Below are 21,157 nucleotides of genomic sequence, written 5' to 3' on the forward strand. Positions count from 1 at the left end.
TCCGCCCTGTGTCGTCGTCACATCCGGCGTGGTAAGGTCCACGTCAGGTCGGCGACAAATGGTGGATCATGTTCGAAGGCTGGGATGCGGTCGTACTCGCCCGCGCGCAATTCGCTTTCACGATGTCGTTCCACATCGTGTTTCCCGCATTCTCGATCGGGCTTGCGAGCTATCTCGCGGTGCTGGAAGCGCTGTGGCTTGCCACCAAGCGCGAAGTCTACATCAACCTGTTCAATTACTGGCTGAAGATCTTCGCGGTCGCGTTCGGCATGGGCGTGGTCTCGGGCATCGTGATGTCCTACCAGTTCGGCACCAACTGGTCGTCCTTTGCCGACAAGACCGGGCCGGTGATCGGCCCGATGATGGCCTATGAGGTCCTGACCGCGTTCTTCCTCGAGGCGGGCTTCCTCGGCGTGATGCTGTTCGGGCTGTCGCGCGTCGGCCCAAGGCTGCACTTCCTGGCGACCCTGATGGTCGCGATCGGCACACTGATCTCGGCGTTCTGGATTCTGTCGGCCAATTCCTGGATGCAGACGCCGACCGGCCATGCCGTCAATGCCGATGGCCAGTTCGTCGCAGCCGACTGGCTCAAGGTGATCTTCAATCCCTCGTTCCCCTATCGCCTCGTGCACATGGTGCTGGCGGCCTATCTCACCACCTCGCTCGTGGTCGGCGCAGTCGGCGCCTGGCACCTGCTGCGCGACCAGCATCTCGCCGGCCCGCGCGTCATGTTCTCGATGGCGATGTGGATGGCGACGCTGGTGGCGCCGATCCAGATCCTCGCCGGCGACCAGCACGGCCTCAACACGCTGGAGCATCAGCCGGCCAAGGTGATGGCGATGGAAGGCCACTACCAGAGCCACAAGGATGGTGCGCCGCTGATCCTGTTCGGCTGGCCCGACCAGGCCGAAGCGAAGGTGAAATATGCGATTGAGGTGCCGAAGCTCTCGTCGCTGATCCTGAAGCATTCGCTCGACGCCCCGCTCGCCGGCCTCGACACCGTGCCGCGTGAAAACTGGCCGCCGGTGCCGATCACCTTCTGGTCGTTCCGCATCATGGTCGGGCTCGGCTTCCTGATCCTGGGGCTCGGCCTGCTCAGCCTGCTGATGCGCTGGCGCGGCATGATGTACCAGTCGCCGCTGCTGCACCGCTTCGCGGTGCTGATGGGCCCGGCCGGCTTCATCGCGGTGCTCGCCGGCTGGATCACCACGGAGACCGGGCGGCAACCCTTCACCGTCTACGGGCTGTTGCGCACGGCGGATTCGGTGTCGCCGTTGGCGGCGCCCGCGGTCGGCTCCTCGCTGATTGCCTTCATCATCGTCTATTTCGCCGTGTTCACCGCGGGTGTGATCTACATCCTGCGGCTGATGGCGCAGCCGCCGCATCCCGGCGAACAGGGCCCGACAAAAGATATTCCCGCCCGCGCCGCCGGCATCACGCCGGCCGCGGGCGCTGTCGTGGAGGGTGCGCGATGAGCATTCCCATCGACCTCACCACGATCTGGGCCTTCATCATCGCGTTTGCCGTGTTCGTCTATGTCGTGATGGACGGCTTCGATCTCGGCCTCGGCATCCTGTTTCCGGTGTTTCCGCAAAAGGCCGACCGCGACGTCATCATGAACACAGTGGCGCCGGTGTGGGACGGCAACGAGACCTGGCTGGTGCTCGGCGGCGGCGGCATGATGGCGGCGTTTCCGCTGGCCTATGCGGTGCTGATGCCGGCGCTCTATACACCGATGATCGCGATGCTACTCGGCCTCGTGTTCCGCGGCGTCGCCTTCGAATTCCGCTGGCGGACCCAGAAGGCGCGCAACAAATGGGACCTCGCCTTCGCCGGCGGCTCGCTGGTCGCGCCCCTCGCGCAGGGGATCGCGCTCGGCGCCATCCTGCAGGGCATCCACGTGGAGGGACGCCAATATGCCGGCGGCTGGTGGGACTGGCTGACGCCGTTCAGCGTCCTGACCGGCATCGCACTGGTGATCGGCTACGCGCTGCTGGGGGCGACCTGGCTGGTGATGAAGACCGAGGGCGAGTTGCGCGACCGCGCCTATCACCTGAGCTGGATCCTGCTGATCGCGATGCTGTGCGCGATCGGCGCGGTCAGCATCGCAACGCCGTTCCTGGCCGTGCAGTACACCCAGCGCTGGTTCGCCTGGCCCAACATCATCCTCACCGCGCCGGTGCCGATCGCGGTCGCCGCCGCCACCGCGCTGCTGCTGCGCGCGCTCAGCAACAAGAACGACCACCAGCCGTTCTTCCTGACACTGGCGTTGTTCGCACTGTCCTATGCCGGGCTTGGCATCAGCATGTACCCGTACATCGTGCCGCAGAGCATCACGATCTGGCAGGCGGCGGCGCCGGCCAACAGCCAGATCTTCATGCTGTTCGGGGTCTCGATCCTGGTGCCGCTGATCCTCGGCTACACCGCCTGGGCCTATTGGGTGTTCCGCGGCAAGGTGCGGCCCGGCCACGGATACCACTGATGCCGCAGGCCCCGAATCAACGGCCGCTCGGCCAGCGCCTGTTGTGGTTCGCAGCGCTCTGGCTCGGCGGCGTCGGCACGGTCACAGTGATCTCGTTCGCGTTGCGACTCTGGATTGCGCCGAAATGAGGCGGATGGCGCGGCACATCCCGGCGCGCAATGACAAAAAACAGAAGCATTACAGTGATATAGTGTGACGCCCGCCCTAAACTTGCCATCAAGCTGCCGCTCAGATTTGATGCTGCCGCGATTTGGGGTCGAGCAACCATTGGCTGCGCGCCAACAAGGAGAGCTTTGCATGACGAAACTTCGTCACCTGGTCTGGATGTTGATCGCCACGGGCGCACTCGTGCTGTCGACGTCGCAAGGCTTCGCCCAGAGCCGCCCCGATGCCGACGAGCCCGGCCTGGTCGCCGACGACAGCTACGAGCTCGATCCGGAATGGCAGAAGCAGGTGGTGTATTACCGGACCAACGAGGCGCCGGGCACCATCATTGTCGCCACCGCCGAACGCCATCTCTACCTCGTGCAGGGCAATGGCCGCGCGCTCCGCTACGGCATCGGCGTCGGCCGCGAGGGCTTCACGTGGCAGGGCCTGGTGAGCATCACCCGCAAGGCCGAGTGGCCGGACTGGGTGCCGCCGCCGGAGATGATCGCGCGCCAGCCCTATCTGCCGCGCTTCATGGCGGGCGGCCCCGGCAACCCGCTCGGCGCGCGCGCGATGTATTTGGGCACCACGGTCTATCGCATCCACGGCACCAACCGGCCCGACACCATCGGCACCGCCGTTTCCTCCGGCTGCTTCCGCCTGGTCAACAACGACGTGGCCGATCTCTATAGCCGCGTTCCCGTCGGCACCAAGGTGATCATCCGCCAGAAGCCCGAACTGTAGCGTCCGATATCCGCCCCGTTTCCCCCGATCACTCGCGAGAGAGAACCCATGCGTACATTTCGAGGCGGCCTGACGATCGGGCTCGCGGTCGCCGTGCTGGTTGCGGCAGCCGCCATCACCTATGAGCGTTACGACACCCGCACGCTGAAGCGCACCGTGCGCCGCGGCGACGTGCTGTGCGGCGTCAACAAGGGCCTGCCGGGCTTCTCGATCCCCGACGACAAGGGCAACTGGACCGGCTTCGACGTCGATTTCTGCCGCGCGGTCGCCTCGGCGATCTTCGACGATCCGTCGAAGGCGAAGTTCGTCCCGCTCGACGCCAGCGAGCGCTTCAAGGAACTGCAGAACCGCAAGGTCGACATCCTGTCGCGCAACTCGACCTGGAGCATGTCGCGCGAGACCAATTACGACCTCTATTTCCCGGCGGTCGCCTATTATGACGGCCAGGGCTTCATGCTGCCCCGCGCGCGCAACATCGATTCCGCGCTCGACCTGAACGGCAGCAAGGTCTGCGTGCAGTCCAACACCACGACGCAGCTCAACCTCGCCGACTATTTCCGTGCCAACAACATGAAGTACACGGAGATGAAGTTCGACAAGCTGGACGATGTGGTGAAGGCCTATGATTCCGGCCAGTGCGACACGCTGACGTCGGACGCCTCGCAGCTCTACGCGCTGCGGCTCAACCTCTCCAAGCCGAGCGACCACACGATCCTGGCCGACATCATCTCCAAGGAGCCGCTGGCGCCGGTGGTCCGGCTGCGCGACGACGACTGGATGATGATCGTGAAGTGGACGCTCTACGCCATGATCAACGCCGAGGAGCTCGGCATCACCTCGAAGAATATCGACGAGGCGCTGAAGTCGAAGAAGCCGGAGGTGATGCGGCTGGTCGGCACCGAGGGCGCCTATGGCGAGGATCTCGGCCTGACCAAGGACTGGGCCGTGCGCATAATCAAGCATGTCGGCAATTACGGCGAGGTCTACGACCGCAACGTCGGCGCCGACTCCAGGCTGAAAATCCCGCGCGGCATGAACCAGCTCTGGAACGCCGGCGGCGTCCAGTACGCGCCGCCGATCCGTTGATCGACAGCGCGGCTTGGCCACCGCTGTCACCGCACTCTCACTGTCATCACCCGCGAAGGCGGGTGATCCAGTACGCCGCGGCCCATCCGCTCAATAACAATCGTCTCTGGAATACTGGATCGCCCGGTCGAGCCGGGCGATGACAGTGTGTTGCGCGGCGACCACGACGCGTCGGCTCAGTACCCCTTGCCCTGCGCCAGCTGGTCGGCGTGGAAATTGCTGTCGCCGAACAGCTCCTGGCAGACGCGGGCGCGCTTCATGAAGAAGCCGATGTCGAACTGGTCGGTCATGCCCATGCCGCCATGCATCTGCACGCCTTCCTGGACGGCGAGCGTAGCGGTCGTCCCTGCGCGCGCCTTGGCGACGGAAACCGCATTGCCCGCCTTGTCGAGATCTGCGTCAAGCGCCTGCAACGCCTTCAGCACGGCGGCGCGGGTGATCTCGATATCGATGTAGAGCTCGGCGGCGCGGTGCTGCAGCGCCTGGAATTCGCCGATCGCCTTGCGAACTGCTTGCGCTCCTTGAGGTAGGTCACGGTGCGGCCGAACACCTCTTCGCTCAAGCCGACCATTTCGGACGCCACAGTGCCGCGGCCGATATTGAGCACGCCCTCGAGCAGCCCAAAGCCCTGATCGACTTCGCCGAGCACGCTGTCGGCATTGACCTCGACCTTGTCGAACACGATGCGCGCCGCGTTGTGCGAATCGACCATCGCGGTGCGCTCGATCGCGAGCCCCTTCGCCTTCGGATCGACCAGGAACAGCGTCAGGCCGTTCTTCTCGCCGGCGCTACCCGCGCTGCGCGCGGCCACGATCAGAAGATCGGCGGTGTGGCCGTCGACCACAAAGGCCTTGTCGCCGGACAGCTTGAAGCCGTTGCCGGAGCGCGTCGCCTGCAATCTGGTCTGCAGCGGGCGATGCTTTGCACCCTCGTCGATCGCGAGCGCCGCGAGCAGCGAGCCGTCGGCGATTTTCGGGAGATGCTGCGCCTTCTGCGCCTCGCTGCCGCCGCGCGACAGCACTGACACCGCAAGCACCGAGGTCGCGAGGAACGGCGACGGCATCAAGGTGCGGCCGATCTCCTCCATCACGATGCCGGCCTCGACGCAGCCGAGCCCGCTGCCGCCGAACTGGTCCGGCACCAGCAGGCCGGAGAAGCCCATCTCCGCAAACGTTGTCCAGAGCTCGCGCGAGAAGCCGGTGGTATCCTTGCTGTCGCGCAAGGAGCGCAGATGCGCCACCGGCGCCTTGTCGCTGATGAGGCCGCGCGCACTGTCGCGCAGCATGGATTGTTCTTCGGTGAGGATGAGGGCCATGGATGGATCCGATCTAACGTTCGAAGCAAGTATTCCTGAGTTCGTCATTCCGGGGCGATGCGTCAGCATCGAACCCGGAATCTCGAGGTTCCGGGTTCGACGCTTCGCGCCGCCCCGGAACGACGACAAGCAACTATGCCCCCGGCAGATCGAGGATGCGCTTGGCGACGATGCCGAGCATCACCTCCGAGGTGCCGCCCTCGATCGAGTTCGCCTTGGTGCGCAGCCAGGCGCGCGGACGGGCGCCGCCTTTGGAGCGATCGCTTTCCCATTCCAGCGCGTCGATGCCGCCCGCCGACATCAGGATCTCGTAGCGCCGCTTGTTGAGCTCGGTGCCGTAATATTTCATCGCCGAGGAGAACGCCGGATGCGATTGCCCCGCCTTGGCGAGATCGACCGCACGTTCCGCAGCCGCGGCAAGCGCGGCCTCGTCGACCTCGAAGCTCGCGATCTGGCTGCGCAGCTGCGCATCGTCGAGCCGCCCTTGCGCGTCCGCACCGACAGAGTCGGCGGCGATCTGGCCGAGGGGACGGCCGACGCCGCGCTCGCCCATGCCCGAGATCATCGCACGCTCGTGCTGCAGCAGGTACTTCGCGACATCCCAGCCGGGATTGACGGTGCCGACGACATGCGACTTCGGCACGCGGACATTGTCGAAGAAGGTTTCGCAGAACGGCGAATAGCCCGAGATCAGCAGGATCGGCTTGGTCGACACGCCTTTCGAGGCCATGTCGAACAGGATGAAGCTGATGCCGTCATGCTTCTTCGCGGCCGGATCGGTGCGCACCAGGCAGAAGATCCAGTCGGCATAGTTGGCGTAGGAGGTCCAGATCTTCTGGCCGTTGATGATGTAGTCGTCGCCATCGCCGACTGCGCGGGTTTGCAGCGAGGCGAGGTCGGAGCCGGCGTTCGGCTCGGAATAGCCCTGGCACCAGCGGATCAGGCCCGCGGTGATCTTCGGCAGATGCTCCTTCTTCTGCTCCTCGGTGCCGTATTTCAACAGCGCCGGCCCGAGCATCGAGATGCCGAACGAGGTCAGCGGCGCCCGCGCACCGATTGCGGCCATCTCCTGGCGCACGATCTTGGCCTCCTCGCCATCGAGGCCGCCGCCGCCATATTCCTTCGGCCAATGCGGCACGGTCCAGCCCTTGTCGCGCATCCGCTCGAACCAGACGCGCTGCGCGTCGGACGAGAATTTCGTGTTGCGGCCACCCCAGAAGGTGTCGCCATCCGAGGTCATCGGCTTGCGCATCTCCGCCGGGCAATTCTGCTCCAGCCAGGCGCGGGTCTCGGCGCGGAATTTCTCGAGGTCAGCCATGGTGCGTTTCCAGTCAAATTCGACGAATTGGAATCGACCTTAGACCTGCGCGGCCGCCGAATTCAATATGGCTTGCGGCCGCGCCATGCTCTGGCGTCGGTGGTCACTTCGCGTGATCGGGTGTATCGGCGAGACGGGGTAACGATTGAAAAACAGGAGGAAACGGACATGCGGCTGAAGCTGCTTTCGCCTAGCGAAATGAACGCCGCCCAGAAAGAAACCTACGACGAGTCGATTGCCGGCAAGCGCGGCGCGCCACCGGCGCCGATGATGGCCTGGCTGAACAGCCCGGAGATGGCGCGGCATGCCACGCGGCTCGGCGAGGTGCTGCGCTTCGACACGATCTTTCCGCCAAAGCTGTCGGAGATCGCGATCCTCGTCACCGCGCGGCACTGGACCGCGCATTACGAATGGTATGCCCACAAGCGCCTCGCGCTGAAGGGCGGCCTCGATCCGAAGATCATCGAGGACATCCGCGTGCGCCGGACGCCGACCTTCGACGATCCCAAGGCCAGGATGATCTACGACGTCGCCAAGGCGCTGCACGAGGGCCACGGCCTGCCGAAGCCGCTCTATGACGAAGCGGTCGAGGTGCTGAGCCAGCGTGGCCTGGTCGAGGTGATCGGCCTCTGCGGCTATTACACGATGGTGTCGATGACGCTGAACACGTTCGAGTTCGAGCTGCCTGGCGGCGAACTGTCCGAGCTCGCATAGGCTGCGCCAAGGATGGCGCTTGCGGAAACGCTGCGTTTCCGGATCAGTCGCTCGGGTCCCGGCAAATCCGGACTATATCAAAGGGCTGAGGCCTTGCCCGTGACGGCAAGGCATTAACGCCAACGGAGCCACGACATGCCGCAAAATCCTCCCATCGTCGCGGGCACGCGGATCGGGCATGTCCATCTCAAGGTCGCCGATCTCGACCGGGCGCTCGGCTTCTATTGCGGCGTGCTCGGCTTCGAGCTGCAGCAACGCTTGGGCGCGGACGCGGCCTTCATCTCGGCCGGCGGCTATCACCACCACATCGGCCTCAACACCTGGGAGAGCAAGGGCGGTCACCCGCCGCCATCAGGCACCACCGGCCTGTTCCACACCGCCATTCTTTATCCGACCCGACCGGCGCTCGCCGACGCGCTGCATCGGGTGCTGTCCGCCGGCATCCAGCTCGACGGCGCCAGCGACCATGGCGTCAGCCAGGCGCTGTATTTGCGCGACCCCGACGAGAACGGCGTCGAGCTCTATTGGGACCGGCCCGAGGCCGAATGGCCGCGCAGCGCCGACGGCAAGCTCGCGATGTTCACACGGCGGCTCGACCTGGAGGACCTGCTGAAGCAGCGCGCGGCATAATTCCGCGGCCCGGATAATTTCGTAGCCCGGATCGCGCTTCGCCGCATCCGGCTACAGATGTTTATTCCCCTTCCCCCTGAAAGGGGGAAGGTCGGGATGGGGGTCAGCCGCGGGCTCTGCTGCAAGTGGAGAGAGCAAATCCCCACCCGCTTTGCTCTGCGAGCAAAGCGACCTCCCCTTTTCAAGGGGAGGTGGAAAGGCAGATCGGATGGAGTGCAGCGCAATCTGCGGCTTTCTCGCCAATCGATCGAGCGGTCCCGATTACTCTTCGCTCATCCGGGCTACTTCCCCTTCATCATGATCGTCACCGCCGCGATCAGTTCGAGACCGATGCAGCCATAGAACGGCAGCGTGTAGCTGCCGGAGAGATCGTGCAGCAGCCCGATCACGCCGGGGCCGAACGCATAGGTGATCTGGTTGATTGCGGTGATCAGGCTGACCAGCACGCCGAACGCGCGCGGGTCGAATTCGCGCTGCACGATCAGCGCCGGCAGCGTGATCAGATTGCCGACCGAGAAGCCGAACAGCGCGCAGGCCGCGATCTGCGCGAGGTCATTATGCACGTTGATGATGACGACGAGCGCGATCGCCTGGCTGACAAAGGACAGCGCCGACGCCAGCCGCTGGTTGAGCCGGTCGATCACGAAGGAGAAGGAGACGCGGCCGACCACGGCCATCGCGGTCAGCAGCGCCATCGCCACCGTGGCGCGCTCGCGACCGATCACCTGATCGAGATAGGCGATCAGATGGACGATGAAGCCGACTTGGGCGAACAGCACCAGCGCGAAGGCAATCGAGACCGAGAGGAAGCGGATGTCGCGCAGCGCCCGCGCGCGCAGCTGTGTCGCGGACGGGGCATCGGCCGCCGCTGAAGTCACCGCGTGAAGATGCGCCGGCGGGCGCCCGACGAAGATCAGGATCACCGGCACCATCACGACGATGAGCAACGCGGCGGCGGCGATCATCGCGCCGGAGAAGCCGAACGCGCCGATCCCCGCCACCAGCAGCGGCACACCGACGATGCCGCCAAAGCTGGCGCCGTTCAGCGCCAGGCTGATCGCCATGCCGCGCTTTTTGTCGAACCACAGGCCGAGCGTATTGGTGATGATGCCGAGGCTGGTGCCGGCCCAACCGAACGCCAATAGCGCATCGGCAAGATAGAGCTGCCAGGGCTCGCGCACCTCGCCGATCGCAATAGCCGCGACCGCCATCGCGAAGGTGCCTGCGATCAGGCAGCTGCGCGCACCGAACGCCTTGATCGCCTCGCTGACGAAGGCAACCAGCGCAGCGCCGAACAGGTAGAAGAATGTCGTGCCCGACGAGATCAGTGACGCCGGCCAGCCGTGCAGCCGCTGCAGCTCGGCGACATAGACGCTCTGGCCGTAGAAGCCCAATCCCCAGCCGAAGGTCGCAAGCAGGAAGCAGACCACGACGATGCGCCAGCCCTCGTAACCAAGCGAGGATTCGTCTGATTGCGTTGGCGATGATGCGTCCATTTCTTGCTCTTGTTTCTCACATCGTCATGGCCGGAGTAGTCCGTTCCCACGATGTGAGCAGCCGTGCAAGCCGATCATTTCGAAACCGATCGAAGTGTCAGCAATTGGCAGCAGGAGCATGATCCGGAAAAGTGCGCGGCGGTTTTCCCTCGCGACAAACGCGAAGCGTTTGCGCGGAGATCATGCTCAAACAAGAAGCATTAGAGGCTCGGGTTCGGGATTTCTTCCACCGTGCGCAATTTTGCCCGCCGCTTGGCAAATGAGGCGAGCGCCAGCACGGCAAGCCCGAGCAGCACCGGCGGGAACACCACCCAGTTGACGGCGTTCCAGCCGTAATGGGCGAGCAGCTGGCCCGACGAGAACGAGCCGATCGCCATCATGCCGAACACCAGGAAATCGTTGAACGCCTGCACCTTGTTGCGTTCCTGCGGCCGGTGCGTTTCCAGCACCAGCGCGGAGGCGCCAACGAAGGCAAAATTCCAGCCCACGCCGAGCACGAACAGCGTCGCCCAGAAGTGCGGCGCAGTGATACCCGACAGACCGATCATCGCGGCCACCGCCTCCAGCGCCAGCCCGAGCGCGACGATACGAGGTGCGCCAAACCGCGCGATCAGCGAGCCCGTGAAGAAGCTCGGGCCGTACATCGCCACGATGTGCCACTGGATGCCGAAATTGGAATCGCTGACCGACAGCCCGCACATCTTCATGGCGAGCGGCGCCGAGGTCATCACCAGGTTCATCATCGGATAGGCGATCACGCCGCACAGCGCCGCGGCGATGAAGCGCGGCTGCCTTGCGATCTCGAGCAAGGGGCGGCCGCCATGCAGATCCGCCGCCGCGGGTTTCGGTGCGTCGACGCCCGAGAGCACGGCCATTGCCACCAGCGCGACCAGCGCCTGCATCACGAAGGAGAACGCGAACAGATAAGGCGGCCAGATGTCCATGGTCCATTGCACGAGCTGCGGCCCGAGCACGCCGGCGAACACGCCGCCGGCCATCACCCAGGACACCGCCTTGGGGCGGAACGCGGCGCTGGCGCCATCGGCCGCGGCAAAGCGATAGGACTGCGCGACGGCGCCATAGAGCCCGCCGAGGAAGGTCGCGCCGCAGAACAGCCAGAACGACGAATGCAGGATCGCCCAGGCGCCGAGCGCGCCGGTCAGCGTGCCGCAGAAGGTGCCGACGATGAAGGCGACGCGCCTGCCATAGACGCGCGCGATCGCGCCGGTCGGCAGCGTGCCGGCGGCAAGCCCGAGCACATACATCGAGAGCGGCACCGTCGCGAGCGAAACGTTCGGCGCCAGCGTCGCGCCGACGATCGAGCCGGTGGCGAAGATCACGGCCGAATTGGCGCCGGCCAGCGCCTGCGCCGCCGCGAGCCGCCACACATTGCCGCGCGCCCGCGCGTCGTCGCTCGTCTCGTCAGCAGCTGTCACGTCGATCATCGGTCGTCCCGCACTGAAGCCCCGGCGGGAGCCTCCAATCGCCGGCACTATGGAGAGCCGGTGCAGGCCGATCAACCGGCGCAAACGGACGTACGCCATGCGGGAGGCGCACGAGAGAGCGCACCGCCCTCGTGTGCTATTGCAGGGATGACACTTCTATCAGTCCCGTCATCCTGAGGTGCGAGCGGAGCGAGCCTCGAAGGATGCACGGCCACCAGCCGGGCCGTCGACCCTTCGAGACGGCCGCTGCGCGGCCTCCTCAGGGTGACGGTGAGAGAGCTTGACGAGCGACGCCTACCGTGCCGGCTTCTTGCCCGGCCGTTTCTCGGCGCGCAGCGCGCCGGTCTTGTGGACCTTGGAGCGCGGCCCCACGAGGTACGGCTTGTGAACGTGCCATTCAAGCGCAAGCGTCGCGGCGAAACCGAAAAAGCTCGAACGGCTCATGCCGAGTCCGGCGGCATGCTTGTCGATCCGTGCGATGAGGCTCTTCGGCAGATAGACGTTGACGCGCTCGGACGGGTCGGGCGGGTCGACGCCGACCATGAAGAAGGCGGCGACGTCCGAGCCCTTCGGCGCCACGATGCGCTCGATCGGGGTCGGCTCCGGCAATGGCTTGCCCTGCTCGACCCAGCCGTCGACGGTCTGCGCCAGCGTATGCTCGGCGCGCTCGATCGCGTCTTCCTGCGATCGCCCCGCGGCAACGCAGCCCGGAAAGTCCGGAAACCATGCCCCGAACGCGCCGCGCGGCCCGCGCTCCAGCACGGCCGGATAAAGCCGTCTCTTCATTCTGGCCTCCATTATCAGGGTATGCTATTTCACACACCCCCAGTCAAATAACACAACTAAATGCAGAGGAGAGCAGACATGGACCGGCAGGCCGAACTCCGCATCATCCGCGCCGCCTATGCCAAGCAGATCATGGCCGCCGCCAACGTCAGCGACACACGCGTAGCCGGGGCCTTTGCCGCCATTCCGCGCGAAGACTTCGTCGGGCCGGGACCGTGGATGATGCTGCGATGGTGGACCCGCGACTACGTGCCGACGCCCGATGCCGATCCGGTCTATCTCTACACCAACGATCTGGTCGCGCTGCTGCCCGATCGCCTTCTCAACAACGGCCAGCCGTCGTTGCACGCACATCTCATGCACCAGGCCGCGCCCGCCGCCGGCGACCATGTGGTGCATGTCGGAACGGGCACAGGCTATTACACCGCGCTCCTTACGCATCTGGTCGGACCGACCGGCCGCGTGACCGGCATCGAATACGATCCGGAGCTTGCGGCACGCGCCCGCGCCAATCTTGCTTCCTGCCGGAATGTCGAGATCATCGAGGGCGACGCCACGCTTGTCGCGTTCGATTCGGCCGACGTGATCTACGTCAACGCCGGCTGCACCCGGCCTGCCGCGCGATGGCTCGACGGCCTCGCCGACGGCGGTCGCCTGATCGTGCCGCTGACGTCGGATCAGGGATTCAAGGGCGGCGCGCCGGAGCAGGTGGCGCGATCCGGTGCGGTGTTCCGCGTCCGGCGCGAGGGAGCAGACTATCAAGCTTCCTGGATCTCACCGGTCGCGATCATTCCTTGCGACGGCGGCCGTGACGAACCGTCCGAAAAGGCGTTGGCCGAAGCCTTCGCCCGCGGCGGCTGGCAAAAGGTGACGCGGCTCTATCGCGGTGCCGATATTCCGGACGAACGTTGCTGGCTGCGCGGGGATGGCTGGTGCCTCGCCTATAGTTGATCCGCACACGACGTTCGCCACACGACCCGCAATGGACAGCAAGCGGGCGTCCGCGTAGATCAAGTATGATCGTCAAGCCTCCCTTCTCATCGTCCACGGAGCCAGCGCTGTGTCCCCAGACGAAAGGCCCACCCTCGCCGCACCCGATGACGATCCGTATCTGTGGCTGGAAGATATCGAAGGGCGCCGCGCGCTCGATTTCGTCGAACGGCAGAACCGGCTGACGCTGCAAAAATTCGGCGGCGCGCGATTTGCGGCTGATCGTGACCTGCTGGCTGCGATCTACGACCGTCCGGACAATATCCCCTACGTCACGCGCCGCGGCGGGCTGCTCTACAATCTCTGGAAGGACGCGAACAATCCGCGCGGCCTGTGGCGGCGGACGACGCTTGAGGAGTTTCGCACGCCGAAGCCCGAATGGGAAATTCTGCTCGATATCGACAAGCTTGCCAGCGAGGAAAGCAAGGACTGGCTGCTGAGCTGGACCCATGCGCCTCCCGAAGCGGGTTCGCGCGCGATCGTGAGTCTGTCGCGCGGCGGCAGCGATGCCACCACGCTGCGTGAATACGACCTGAAAGCGAAGAGCTTCGTCGTTGACGGATTTGTGCTGCCGGAAGCCAAGAGTGGCGCCGAATGGGCCGATGCCGATACGCTGCTGCTGGCGAGCGTGGTTGGCGAAGGCATGGCCACGACCTCCGGCTATGCCCGCACCGTCAGGCGCTGGCGCCGTGGCGAGGCCGTCGAACAGGCTCCGGTGATTTTCGAGGTACCCGCCGACCATATGGCGGCATACTGCGGCGGCGACCGAACTGGGCTCAGTCCGCGCATCTGGTTCACCGATCGCATCGACTTCTTCAATCTCAAGGTCTGGCTCGGCGACGAGACCGGCGCGAAAACCAAGCTCGATCTGCCGACCGACATCTGGCTCGAAGCGCAGCAGGACTGGCTGGCGGTCAAGCTGCGCTCGGCATGGACCGTGGCGGAGAAGACCTATGCGGCCGATTCCGTGCTCGGCATATCGCTGTCGGCCTTTCTCGCAGGCGATCGCCATTTCACTGTCGTGTTCGAACCGGGCGCGCGGCGCGCGCTGCAGGGATTTTTCTGGACCGACGGCGTACTGGTGCTGTCGATCCTGGATGAGTTGCGACCGGTTTTCGAACTCTGCACACCCTCGGCCAATGACTGGACCCGCCGGAATCTGCCAGGGCTTCCCGAGATCGGGGTGGTCGATGTCTGGCGCCTCGATGTGCACGAGTCCGAGAGCAACGGCGACATGCTGGCCAATGTGCAGGACCCGCTGACGCCGCCCTCCCTGATGCTGGTCGACGGCGTCGCGAGCCCGGCACTGTTGAAGCAGGCGCCGAAGACGTTCTCCGCCGACGGGCTCGTGACCACCCAGCACGAGGCCATCTCGGTCGACGGCGAGCGCATCCCCTACGTGCAGACCGGGCCTGCGACCGAGAGCGGCGACGCTCCGGTCTATATGAGCGCGTATGGCGGCTTCGGTCTCGCCGTAAAACCCTATTACAGTTCGGCGCTCGGCAAGCTGTGGCTGGAGCGCGGCGGCTCCACGGTGCAGGCGAACATCCGCGGCGGCGGAGAGTTCGGCACACGCTGGCACGATGCCGGCCGCAATGCCGGCAAGCGGCTGGCGCATGACGACTTCGCCGCGGTCGCTGCCGATCTGGTCAGACGCGGCGTGACACGCGCCAGCCGGATTGCCGCGGAAGGTGGATCGAACGGCGGCATCCTGATCACCAACATGCTGACGCGCTATCCTGAACGGTTCGGCGCCCTGTTCTGCACGATTCCGCTGATCGACATGCGCCGCTACACCAAGCTTCTCGCCGGGGCGAGCTGGATCGCGGAATATGGCGATCCCGACAAGCCGGAGGAGTGGGACTGGTTGCAGACCTACTCGGCCTATCATGCGGCGAAGTCAGGACAGCACTATCCGCCGATCCTGATCGCCACCACAAGGCGCGACGACCGTGTTCATCCCGGACACGCGCGGAAGATGACGGCCAAGCTGCAGGCGATGGGATACGAGGCCTATCTCTACGAGCCCGCCGCCGGCGGCCATGGCTACGGCAAGGACAACCAGGAACGCGCCGCCTTCATCGCGCTCGGCTACACCTTCCTGAAGGACAAGATCGGCTGGATCGACAACGGCGCCTGAGCGCGGCTACTTGCGCACGAACATCAGGATCATGTTGTTGGCCGGCATCTCGAAGGCGCCGCCGAGCTTCAGCCCGACGCTCTCCGCAAGCCTCTCGACCTCGGCGATATCGCGCACGCCCCATTCGGCGTCGCGTTCACGCAACGAGGTGTCGAACACGGCGTTGCTGAGCGCGGTGTGCTTGCCGCCACGCTTGAACGGGCCGTAGAGGAACAGCCGACCGTCGGCGCGCAGATGCCGCGCGGCCCCGGCGAACAGGCCCTCGGCCACGCGCCACGGCGCGATGTGGATCACGTTGGCGCAAAAAATCGCGAGCAGTTTGTCCGGACCTTCGCCGTCGGATGGCGCCGGCGACCAGGCCGGATCGGACAGATCGATCGGTTGCGGCGGTTGGATGTTGGCAAGCCCGGCATGTGCGCGCCAGGCGGCGATGCTGCGCAGATGCGCCGGATGAAGGTCGCTCGGCCACCAAATGATGTCAGGCGCCTGACCCGCGAAATAGACGACATGCTGGCCGGTGCCGCTACCGGCCTCCAGCACGTCGCCGGACTGGCCGGCGAGGAAGCGCTTCAGGACCACCCAGATCGGCTGATGGTTGCGGTGGAACGCTGCCGCGTCGAGCCGCCCGTCCGCCTCGACCGGCTGGCCATCCTTGCCGAACTCCACCACGAACTCCGCCACCACTTCTCTCCCTCACGCCAGCCGCTTGTGAACCGTGCAACTGCCATCGGCAAGAGCGGAACCCGCATCGCATACCGCCCAACCCGTCATCCCCGCGCAAAGGCTTCGCCTTTGTCGCTGGAGGTGCGAGCTCTTGCGAGCCTCGAAGGATGCACGGCCACAGTCGGGCCGTCGACCCTTCGAGGCTCGCTCCGCTCGCACCTCAGGGTGACGGGTCTAATCTCGTCTGCGCTGACTGTCCGCAAGTGCATTAACCCCATCGCAACGCAACCATTCTCCACATTGCCAGCCGATGGCCTTTGTGCTTTCCACTCTTTATATTGCGATGGGATCATCGAGATTGAAGCCCGGGAAACGTCCTTGATCGCCACTTTCTCCAAGCCAGCCTTCGTCCTGGCGCTGCTGGCAGGCACCGCCATGGCGGTGCCCGCGCAGGCCCAATCCGCCGCCGAGGGCCAGAAACTCGCCTTCGACCGCAGCAAGGGCAATTGCCTGACCTGCCATGTCATCAAGGGTGGCGACTTGCCGGGCACGATCGGCCCCGAGCTGACCGGCCTGAAGGCGAAATACAGCCGCGATGAGCTGGTCGCGATCGTAACCGATGAGACCAAGCGCAACCCGCAAACCGTGATGCCGCCGTTCGGCCGAAACCGGATTTTGAGCGAGAAGGAAATCAACGCGGTGGTGGACTTCCTGCAGACGTTGTGACGCCGCGACCGCCGCTCGAGGAGATTTTTTCGATGAACATCACGACCAGCGAATTCTTCAAGACGCGCCGCCTGCTGCTGAAGGGCGCCGGCGTCGCCGCATTGATCGGCCTTGGGGTCATTCCGTTCGACGTGCCGCAGGCGCTCGCCGCCGCCAACGACAAATATCCGGAAGACGCGTTCAAGCAGAAGAGCGAGGCCGACGCGATCAAGGCGCTCTACGGCAAGACTGCCGAGCCCTCGGACAAGGTCAAGATGGACGCGCCGGAGATCGCCGAGAACGGCGCGGTGGTGCCGATCTCCGCCACCACGACGCTATCAGACGTCACCTCGATCTCGTTTCTGGTCAGCGAGAACCCGATCTCGCTGGTCGCCTCGTACAAGATTCCGGCCGGCACGCTGCCGACGGTTGCCAACCGCATCAAGATGGCCAAGACCAGCAACGTCACCGTGATCGTCGAGGCCGGCGGCAAGCTCTACAGCGCCCAAAAGGAAATCAAGGTCACCGTCGGCGGCTGCGGCGGCTGATCACGCGCAAACGATAAGGAAGCAAACCGATGGCATCGAGCATTCGCGTGCGCGCCACGTCAAACGGCGACACCACCGAGGTGCAGGCGCTGATCCAGCATCCGATGGATTCCGGCTTCGTCAAGGACGCCAAGGGCGAGATCATTCCGCCGCACTTCATCCAGGTGCTGACCTTCGCGTATGACGGCAAGCCGGTGTTCGTCGCCGACTGGGGCGGCGGCGTCTCCAAGGACCCCTATGTCAAGTTCGCCTTCAAGGGCGGCAAGAAGGGCGACGATCTGAAGGTCAGCTGGGTCGACAACAAGGGCGCGACCGACACCGCCACGGCGAAGATCCAATGACGCGGCGCCTCGCAATCCGCGCTCTAGAGCGTTTTCGAGCGAAGTGGACGCCGGTTCGCGTGAAGAAAACGCGTCAAAACAAAAATCTGGTCGCAACGCTTGCGCTCGGCATGCTGACGCTCGCGCCGGCCGTGCGCGCGGCCGACACCGTCGATCCCGCCGCCGACAAGGCCGCGTTCCAGAAATTCTTCACCAGCAAATTTCCCAAGCTGAAGCCCGAGGATTTCGTCAACGGTCCCTATTCGATGAACGAGGACCTGAACAAGCAGTGGGAGGAGAAGGAGCAGTTTCCGCCCTACGAGTTCTCGCTCGAAGCCGGCAAGGAGATGTTCTCGACGCCGTTCAAGAACGGCAAGACCTACGCCGACTGCTTCCCGAACCAGGGCATCGGCATCCGCCAGAACTATCCCTATTTCGACGAGAAGGAAGGCAAGGTCGTCACGCTCGAGCTCGCGCTCAACCGCTGCCGCGAGGCCAATGGCGAGGCGCCGTTCTCCTATGTGAAGGACGACATGGCGGCGCTCACCGCCTACATGGCCTTCACCTCGCGCGGCAAGCCGATGGATATCAAGATCCCGAACGATCCGCGCGCGCTGGAGGCCTATCAGAAGGGCAAGGAGTATTTCTACACCCGCCGCGGCCAGCTCAATTTCTCCTGCGCCACCTGCCACATCCAGAGCCCGGGCGAGCGGATCCGCGCCGAGGTGCTGGCGCCGGCGCTCGGCATCCTGAACGCGATGCCGATCTACCGCTCGGAATGGTCAGGGATGGGCACCACCAGCCGCCGCTTCACCACCTGCAACAGCCAGATCCGCGGCGTGCCGCTCAATCCGCAGGACGACGAGTATCGCAACCTCGAATATTATCTGTCCTACGTCAGCAACGGCCTGCCGATTTCGGGGCCGGGAGCGCGGCCATGAGAACCATCTTCGCAGCATCAGCCCTGCTGCTCGCGACCGCAACCGGCGCCCTCGCCGCCTCCGAGGCCGACTACAAGGCAGCCTATGCCGCGGCGGAAGCCGCCAACAGGGAAGCAGGCAGCCTGCGCAACCAGTGGACCACCACCGCCGCGACGCTATCTGCCGCAAAAAAGGCCGGTGAGGCTGGTGATTTCGACACCGCCGTCGCCCAGGCCAAGGAGGCCGAGGCACTGGCAAAGGCATCGATCTTCCAGGCCACCAGCGAGAAGGAACGCTGGAAGGACATGGAAATTCGCTAACACACAAAAGTTAGGGAGGCACCGGCGAAAGGGTTCCCTCCCCCCTTGCGGGGGAGGGTTAGGGAGAGGGGTAAGTGGCACGGGCGGTGTTCGTGGCTCACCCCTCTCTCCAACTCTCCCCCGCAAGGGGGGAGAGAGCCCGACCACCGCCCGCGTGACTTCGAGCCAAGTGCTGAGAGAGTGATGATCATCCGCCGCCGGGATTTCCTGAGAGCTTCGGCCGCCGCGACGCTTGCGGCCGGCGTGCCCCGGCTTGCGCGCGGCGCCGATACCGCCAGCGTCTACGACCTCGAGCGCTTCGGCAACGCCCGTATCCTGCACATGACCGACACCCATGCGCAGCTGAAGCCGGTGTTCTTCCGCGAGCCCAGCGTCAATCTCGGCGTCGGCGCGATGGCCGGCCAGCCGCCGCATCTGGTCGGCAAGGCGTTCCTCGACCGCTTCGGCATCCGGCCCGACAGCGCCGACGCCTATGCCTTTACCTGCGTCGAGTTCGAGAAAGCCGCCGGCCGCTTCGGCAAGCTCGGCGGCTTTGCCCATCTGAAGACGCTGGTCGACAAGCTGCGCGCCGATGTCGGCGAGAAGCGCTCGATCCTGCTCGATGGCGGCGACCTCTGGCAGGGCTCAGGGCTCGCCAACGCCATGAACGGCGCCGACATGGTGGAGGCCGCCAATCTGCTCGGCATCGAGGCGATGACCGGGCATTGGGAATTCACCTATGGCGAAGAGGTGCTGCGCGACAATCTCGCCCGCTTCAAGGGCGAGTTCCTGGCGCAGAACGTGTTCCTGACCGAGGAAGCCGCGTTCAACGACGCCAAGGCGTTCGATCCGGCCTCGGGCCGCGTGTTCAAGCCGTCTGTCATAAGGGAAATCGGCGGGCACCGCGTCGCGATCATCGGCCAGGCCTTCCCCTATGTGCCGATCGCGCATCCCAAGCGCTTCACGCCGGACTGGAAGTGCGGCATCCGCGACGAGGAGCTGCAAAAGCTGGTCGATGGCCATCGCAACAACGACAAGGTCGAGGCGGTGATCCTGCTGTCGCATAACGGCATGGATGTCGACCTCAAGCTCGCCAGCCGCGTCACCGGCATCGACGTCATCCTCGGCGGCCACACCCATGATGCGATCCCGATCCCGATCACGGTGACCAATGCCGGCGGCGTCACGCTGGTCACCAATGCCGGCTCCAACGGCAAGTTCATCGGCGTGCTCGATCTCGACCTCGCCAAGGGCAAGGTCGCCAATGTCCGCTACCGGCTGCTGCCAGTGTTCGCCGAACTGCTGAAGCCCGATCCGGCGATGCAAACGCTGATCGACAAGATGCGCGACCCGCATGTCGACGACTGGAGCGACAAGCTCGGCACGGCCGACCGCCTGCTCTACCGCCGCGGCAATTTCTCCGGCACCGTCGACCAGTTGATCTGCGACGCGCTCTTGAGCGAGCTCAACGCAGAGATCGCGCTGTCGCCGGGTTTCCGCTGGGGCCTCACCGCGCTCGCCGGCCAGCCGCTGACCATGGAAGACGTGCTGTCGGAAACCGCGATCACCTATCCCGAGACCTACGTCGCCACCATGACCGGCGGCCAGATCAAGGACGTGCTGGAAGACGTCTGCGACAATCTGTTCAACGTCGATCCCTATTATCAGCAAGGCGGCGACATGGTCCGCGTCGGCGGCCTCGCCTATGCCTGCACGCCGGGCGAATCCGTCGGCAAGCGCATTTCCGAGCTGAAGCTCGGCAACGGCAAGCATCTCGAAGCCGGCAAGCACTACAAGGTCGCGGGCTGGGCCTCGGTCAACCAGCAGAGCGGCGCGCCGATCTGGGAAGTCGTGGCCAAGCACCTGCGCTCCGGCCGGCCGCCGAACCGCGACGAGCCCGGCGTGACGCTGAAGGGCGTCGACGACAACCCGGGCATGACGAAGCTCGGATGACGCGGCGCCCGATCATCGCAGCGCTCGGCCTGGCGGCGCTCGCGCTTGCAACGCCGCTCGCCCGCGCCCAGCTGGCGCCGCTGCAGGACAAGCCGTTCGCCGAGCACAAGATCGTGCTGCAGCTCTCCGACAATGATCCGAGGAAGCAGGGCCTCGTCATCAGCGTCGCCAACAATCTGATGAAGCATTACGACCCCGACAAGGTCGCGGTCGAGATCGTCGCCTTCGGCCCGGGCATCGAGCTGCTCAAGCCCGACCACCCAAACCGCAAGCTGGTCGAAAGCCTGGTCGCGCAGGGCGCGCGGGTCGATATCTGCCTCAACACCGTCGACACGATCGAGCGCGACACCGGCAACCGGCCCGACTACATCGCAGCCGCCACTCCGGTGCAGGTCGGCGTCGCGCAAATTTTACTCCTCACCGAGAACGGATACACGCTGGTCCGTCCCTGACGGA

The 21,157-nt window shown here is 65.1% G+C and carries 21 protein-coding genes and 1 pseudogene; 16 read left to right on the plus strand and 6 right to left on the minus strand.

Translation table 11 applies throughout. The features are described 5' to 3' along the window. The first annotated feature begins 68 nt into the window (after nt 1–68). From HAP54_RS09910 to HAP54_RS09930, 5 genes are all read left to right on the plus strand, one after another. A complete protein-coding gene (locus tag HAP54_RS09910) occupies nt 69–1,475 on the plus strand; it encodes a cytochrome ubiquinol oxidase subunit I (protein WP_166299650.1) in 1,407 nt (468 codons plus the stop codon). Further along, a complete protein-coding gene (cydB, locus tag HAP54_RS09915; RefSeq protein ID WP_166299651.1) occupies nt 1,472–2,482 on the plus strand; it encodes a cytochrome d ubiquinol oxidase subunit II in 1,011 nt (336 codons plus the stop codon). Before HAP54_RS09910 ends, cydB begins: the two co-directional genes overlap by 4 nt. Further along, entirely contained in the window at nt 2,482–2,610 is a 129-nt protein-coding gene (locus HAP54_RS09920) for a DUF2474 domain-containing protein (protein WP_156928837.1), read from the plus strand. Before cydB ends, HAP54_RS09920 begins: the two co-directional genes overlap by 1 nt. 169 nt (nt 2,611–2,779) lie before the next feature. After that, complete coding sequence (locus tag HAP54_RS09925; protein ID WP_166299653.1) at nt 2,780–3,373, plus strand: L,D-transpeptidase; 594 nt, start codon at nt 2,780–2,782, stop codon at nt 3,371–3,373. A 48-nt stretch (nt 3,374–3,421) separates the two neighbouring features. After that, nucleotides 3,422–4,459 carry an amino acid ABC transporter substrate-binding protein gene (locus HAP54_RS09930; protein WP_029083602.1) on the plus strand — a complete coding sequence of 346 codons (1,038 nt, stop codon included), beginning with the start codon at nt 3,422–3,424 and terminating at the stop codon, nt 4,457–4,459. 176 nt (nt 4,460–4,635) lie between these two features. Here the strand turns inward: HAP54_RS09930 and HAP54_RS09935 are convergent. Then, nucleotides 4,636–5,774: pseudogene (locus HAP54_RS09935) on the minus strand (acyl-CoA dehydrogenase family protein). 133 nt (nt 5,775–5,907) lie between these two features. Further along, on the minus strand, nt 5,908–7,092 hold the full coding sequence (locus HAP54_RS09940) for an acyl-CoA dehydrogenase family protein (RefSeq protein WP_166299654.1): 1,185 nt from the start codon (nt 7,090–7,092) through the stop codon (nt 5,908–5,910). 168 nt (nt 7,093–7,260) lie between these two features. Between HAP54_RS09940 and HAP54_RS09945 the strand changes: the two genes are divergently transcribed. Continuing rightward, a complete protein-coding gene (locus HAP54_RS09945; RefSeq protein WP_166299656.1) occupies nt 7,261–7,806 on the plus strand; it encodes a carboxymuconolactone decarboxylase family protein in 546 nt (181 codons plus the stop codon). 135 nt (nt 7,807–7,941) lie between these two features. Next, entirely contained in the window at nt 7,942–8,436 is a 495-nt protein-coding gene (locus tag HAP54_RS09950) for a VOC family protein (protein WP_166299657.1), read from the plus strand. Between the two features lie 281 nt (nt 8,437–8,717). Here the strand turns inward: HAP54_RS09950 and HAP54_RS09955 are convergent, their stop codons facing one another. The 3 genes from HAP54_RS09955 to HAP54_RS09965 all read right to left on the minus strand — a co-directional run bounded on the left by HAP54_RS09955 (nt 8,718) and on the right by HAP54_RS09965 (nt 12,163). Further along, nucleotides 8,718–9,932 carry an MFS transporter gene (locus HAP54_RS09955; protein WP_166299659.1) on the minus strand — a complete coding sequence of 405 codons (1,215 nt, stop codon included), beginning with the start codon at nt 9,930–9,932 and terminating at the stop codon, nt 8,718–8,720. Nucleotides 9,933–10,132: 200 nt separating this feature from the next. Beyond that, nucleotides 10,133–11,377, minus strand: a complete 1,245-nt coding sequence (locus tag HAP54_RS09960) for an MFS transporter (RefSeq protein ID WP_166299660.1) — start codon at nt 11,375–11,377, stop codon at nt 10,133–10,135. A 294-nt stretch (nt 11,378–11,671) separates the two neighbouring features. Continuing rightward, nucleotides 11,672–12,163 (minus strand): type II toxin-antitoxin system HicB family antitoxin, encoded by a 492-nt coding sequence (locus HAP54_RS09965; RefSeq protein ID WP_166213483.1) that lies wholly within the window; start codon nt 12,161–12,163, stop codon nt 11,672–11,674. A 78-nt stretch (nt 12,164–12,241) separates the two neighbouring features. Here HAP54_RS09965 and HAP54_RS09970 point away from each other — a divergent pair, with 78 nt between their 5' ends. Then, nucleotides 12,242–13,114, plus strand: coding sequence for a protein-L-isoaspartate O-methyltransferase family protein (locus tag HAP54_RS09970; RefSeq protein ID WP_166299662.1), 873 nt, complete (start codon nt 12,242–12,244; stop codon nt 13,112–13,114). 109 nt (nt 13,115–13,223) lie between these two features. Continuing rightward, nucleotides 13,224–15,293: a prolyl oligopeptidase family serine peptidase gene (locus HAP54_RS09975; protein ID WP_166299664.1), complete on the plus strand. Its 2,070-nt coding sequence runs from the start codon at nt 13,224–13,226 to the stop codon at nt 15,291–15,293. A 6-nt stretch (nt 15,294–15,299) separates the two neighbouring features. On the opposite strand, the gene HAP54_RS09980 is transcribed toward HAP54_RS09975, so the two are convergent. Next, the gene (locus HAP54_RS09980; RefSeq protein ID WP_166299666.1) at nt 15,300–15,974 is read right to left on the minus strand and encodes a DUF938 domain-containing protein; all 675 of its coding nucleotides are present in this window, start codon (nt 15,972–15,974) and stop codon (nt 15,300–15,302) included. Between the two features lie 417 nt (nt 15,975–16,391). Here HAP54_RS09980 and soxX point away from each other — a divergent pair, with 417 nt between their 5' ends. The 7 genes from soxX (at nt 16,392) to HAP54_RS10015 (ending at nt 21,153) form a co-directional block, all read left to right on the plus strand. Beyond that, a complete protein-coding gene (gene soxX, locus HAP54_RS09985) occupies nt 16,392–16,682 on the plus strand; it encodes a sulfur oxidation c-type cytochrome SoxX (protein WP_166307643.1) in 291 nt (96 codons plus the stop codon). 32 nt (nt 16,683–16,714) lie between these two features. Beyond that, complete coding sequence (gene soxY / locus HAP54_RS09990) at nt 16,715–17,209, plus strand: thiosulfate oxidation carrier protein SoxY (RefSeq protein WP_029083590.1); 495 nt, start codon at nt 16,715–16,717, stop codon at nt 17,207–17,209. A 29-nt stretch (nt 17,210–17,238) separates the two neighbouring features. Then, nucleotides 17,239–17,550, plus strand: a complete 312-nt coding sequence (gene soxZ, locus HAP54_RS09995; protein ID WP_166299668.1) for a thiosulfate oxidation carrier complex protein SoxZ — start codon at nt 17,239–17,241, stop codon at nt 17,548–17,550. A gap of 110 nt (nt 17,551–17,660) precedes the next feature. After that, nucleotides 17,661–18,470, plus strand: coding sequence for a sulfur oxidation c-type cytochrome SoxA (gene soxA, locus HAP54_RS10000; RefSeq protein WP_166307646.1), 810 nt, complete (start codon nt 17,661–17,663; stop codon nt 18,468–18,470). Next, nucleotides 18,467–18,769, plus strand: coding sequence for a hypothetical protein (locus tag HAP54_RS10005; protein ID WP_166299670.1), 303 nt, complete (start codon nt 18,467–18,469; stop codon nt 18,767–18,769). Before soxA ends, HAP54_RS10005 begins: the two co-directional genes overlap by 4 nt. 183 nt (nt 18,770–18,952) lie before the next feature. Further along, nucleotides 18,953–20,701: a thiosulfohydrolase SoxB gene (gene soxB / locus HAP54_RS10010; RefSeq protein ID WP_166299672.1), complete on the plus strand. Its 1,749-nt coding sequence runs from the start codon at nt 18,953–18,955 to the stop codon at nt 20,699–20,701. Continuing rightward, nucleotides 20,698–21,153, plus strand: a complete 456-nt coding sequence (locus HAP54_RS10015) for a hypothetical protein (RefSeq protein ID WP_166299674.1) — start codon at nt 20,698–20,700, stop codon at nt 21,151–21,153. The genes soxB and HAP54_RS10015 overlap by 4 nt, the downstream gene beginning before the upstream one ends. Nucleotides 21,154–21,157 lie beyond the last annotated feature (4 nt).

It is taken from the genome of Bradyrhizobium sp. 2S1 (assembly GCF_011516625.5).
GTDB classification, from domain to species: Bacteria; Pseudomonadota; Alphaproteobacteria; order Rhizobiales; family Xanthobacteraceae; genus Bradyrhizobium; species Bradyrhizobium septentrionale.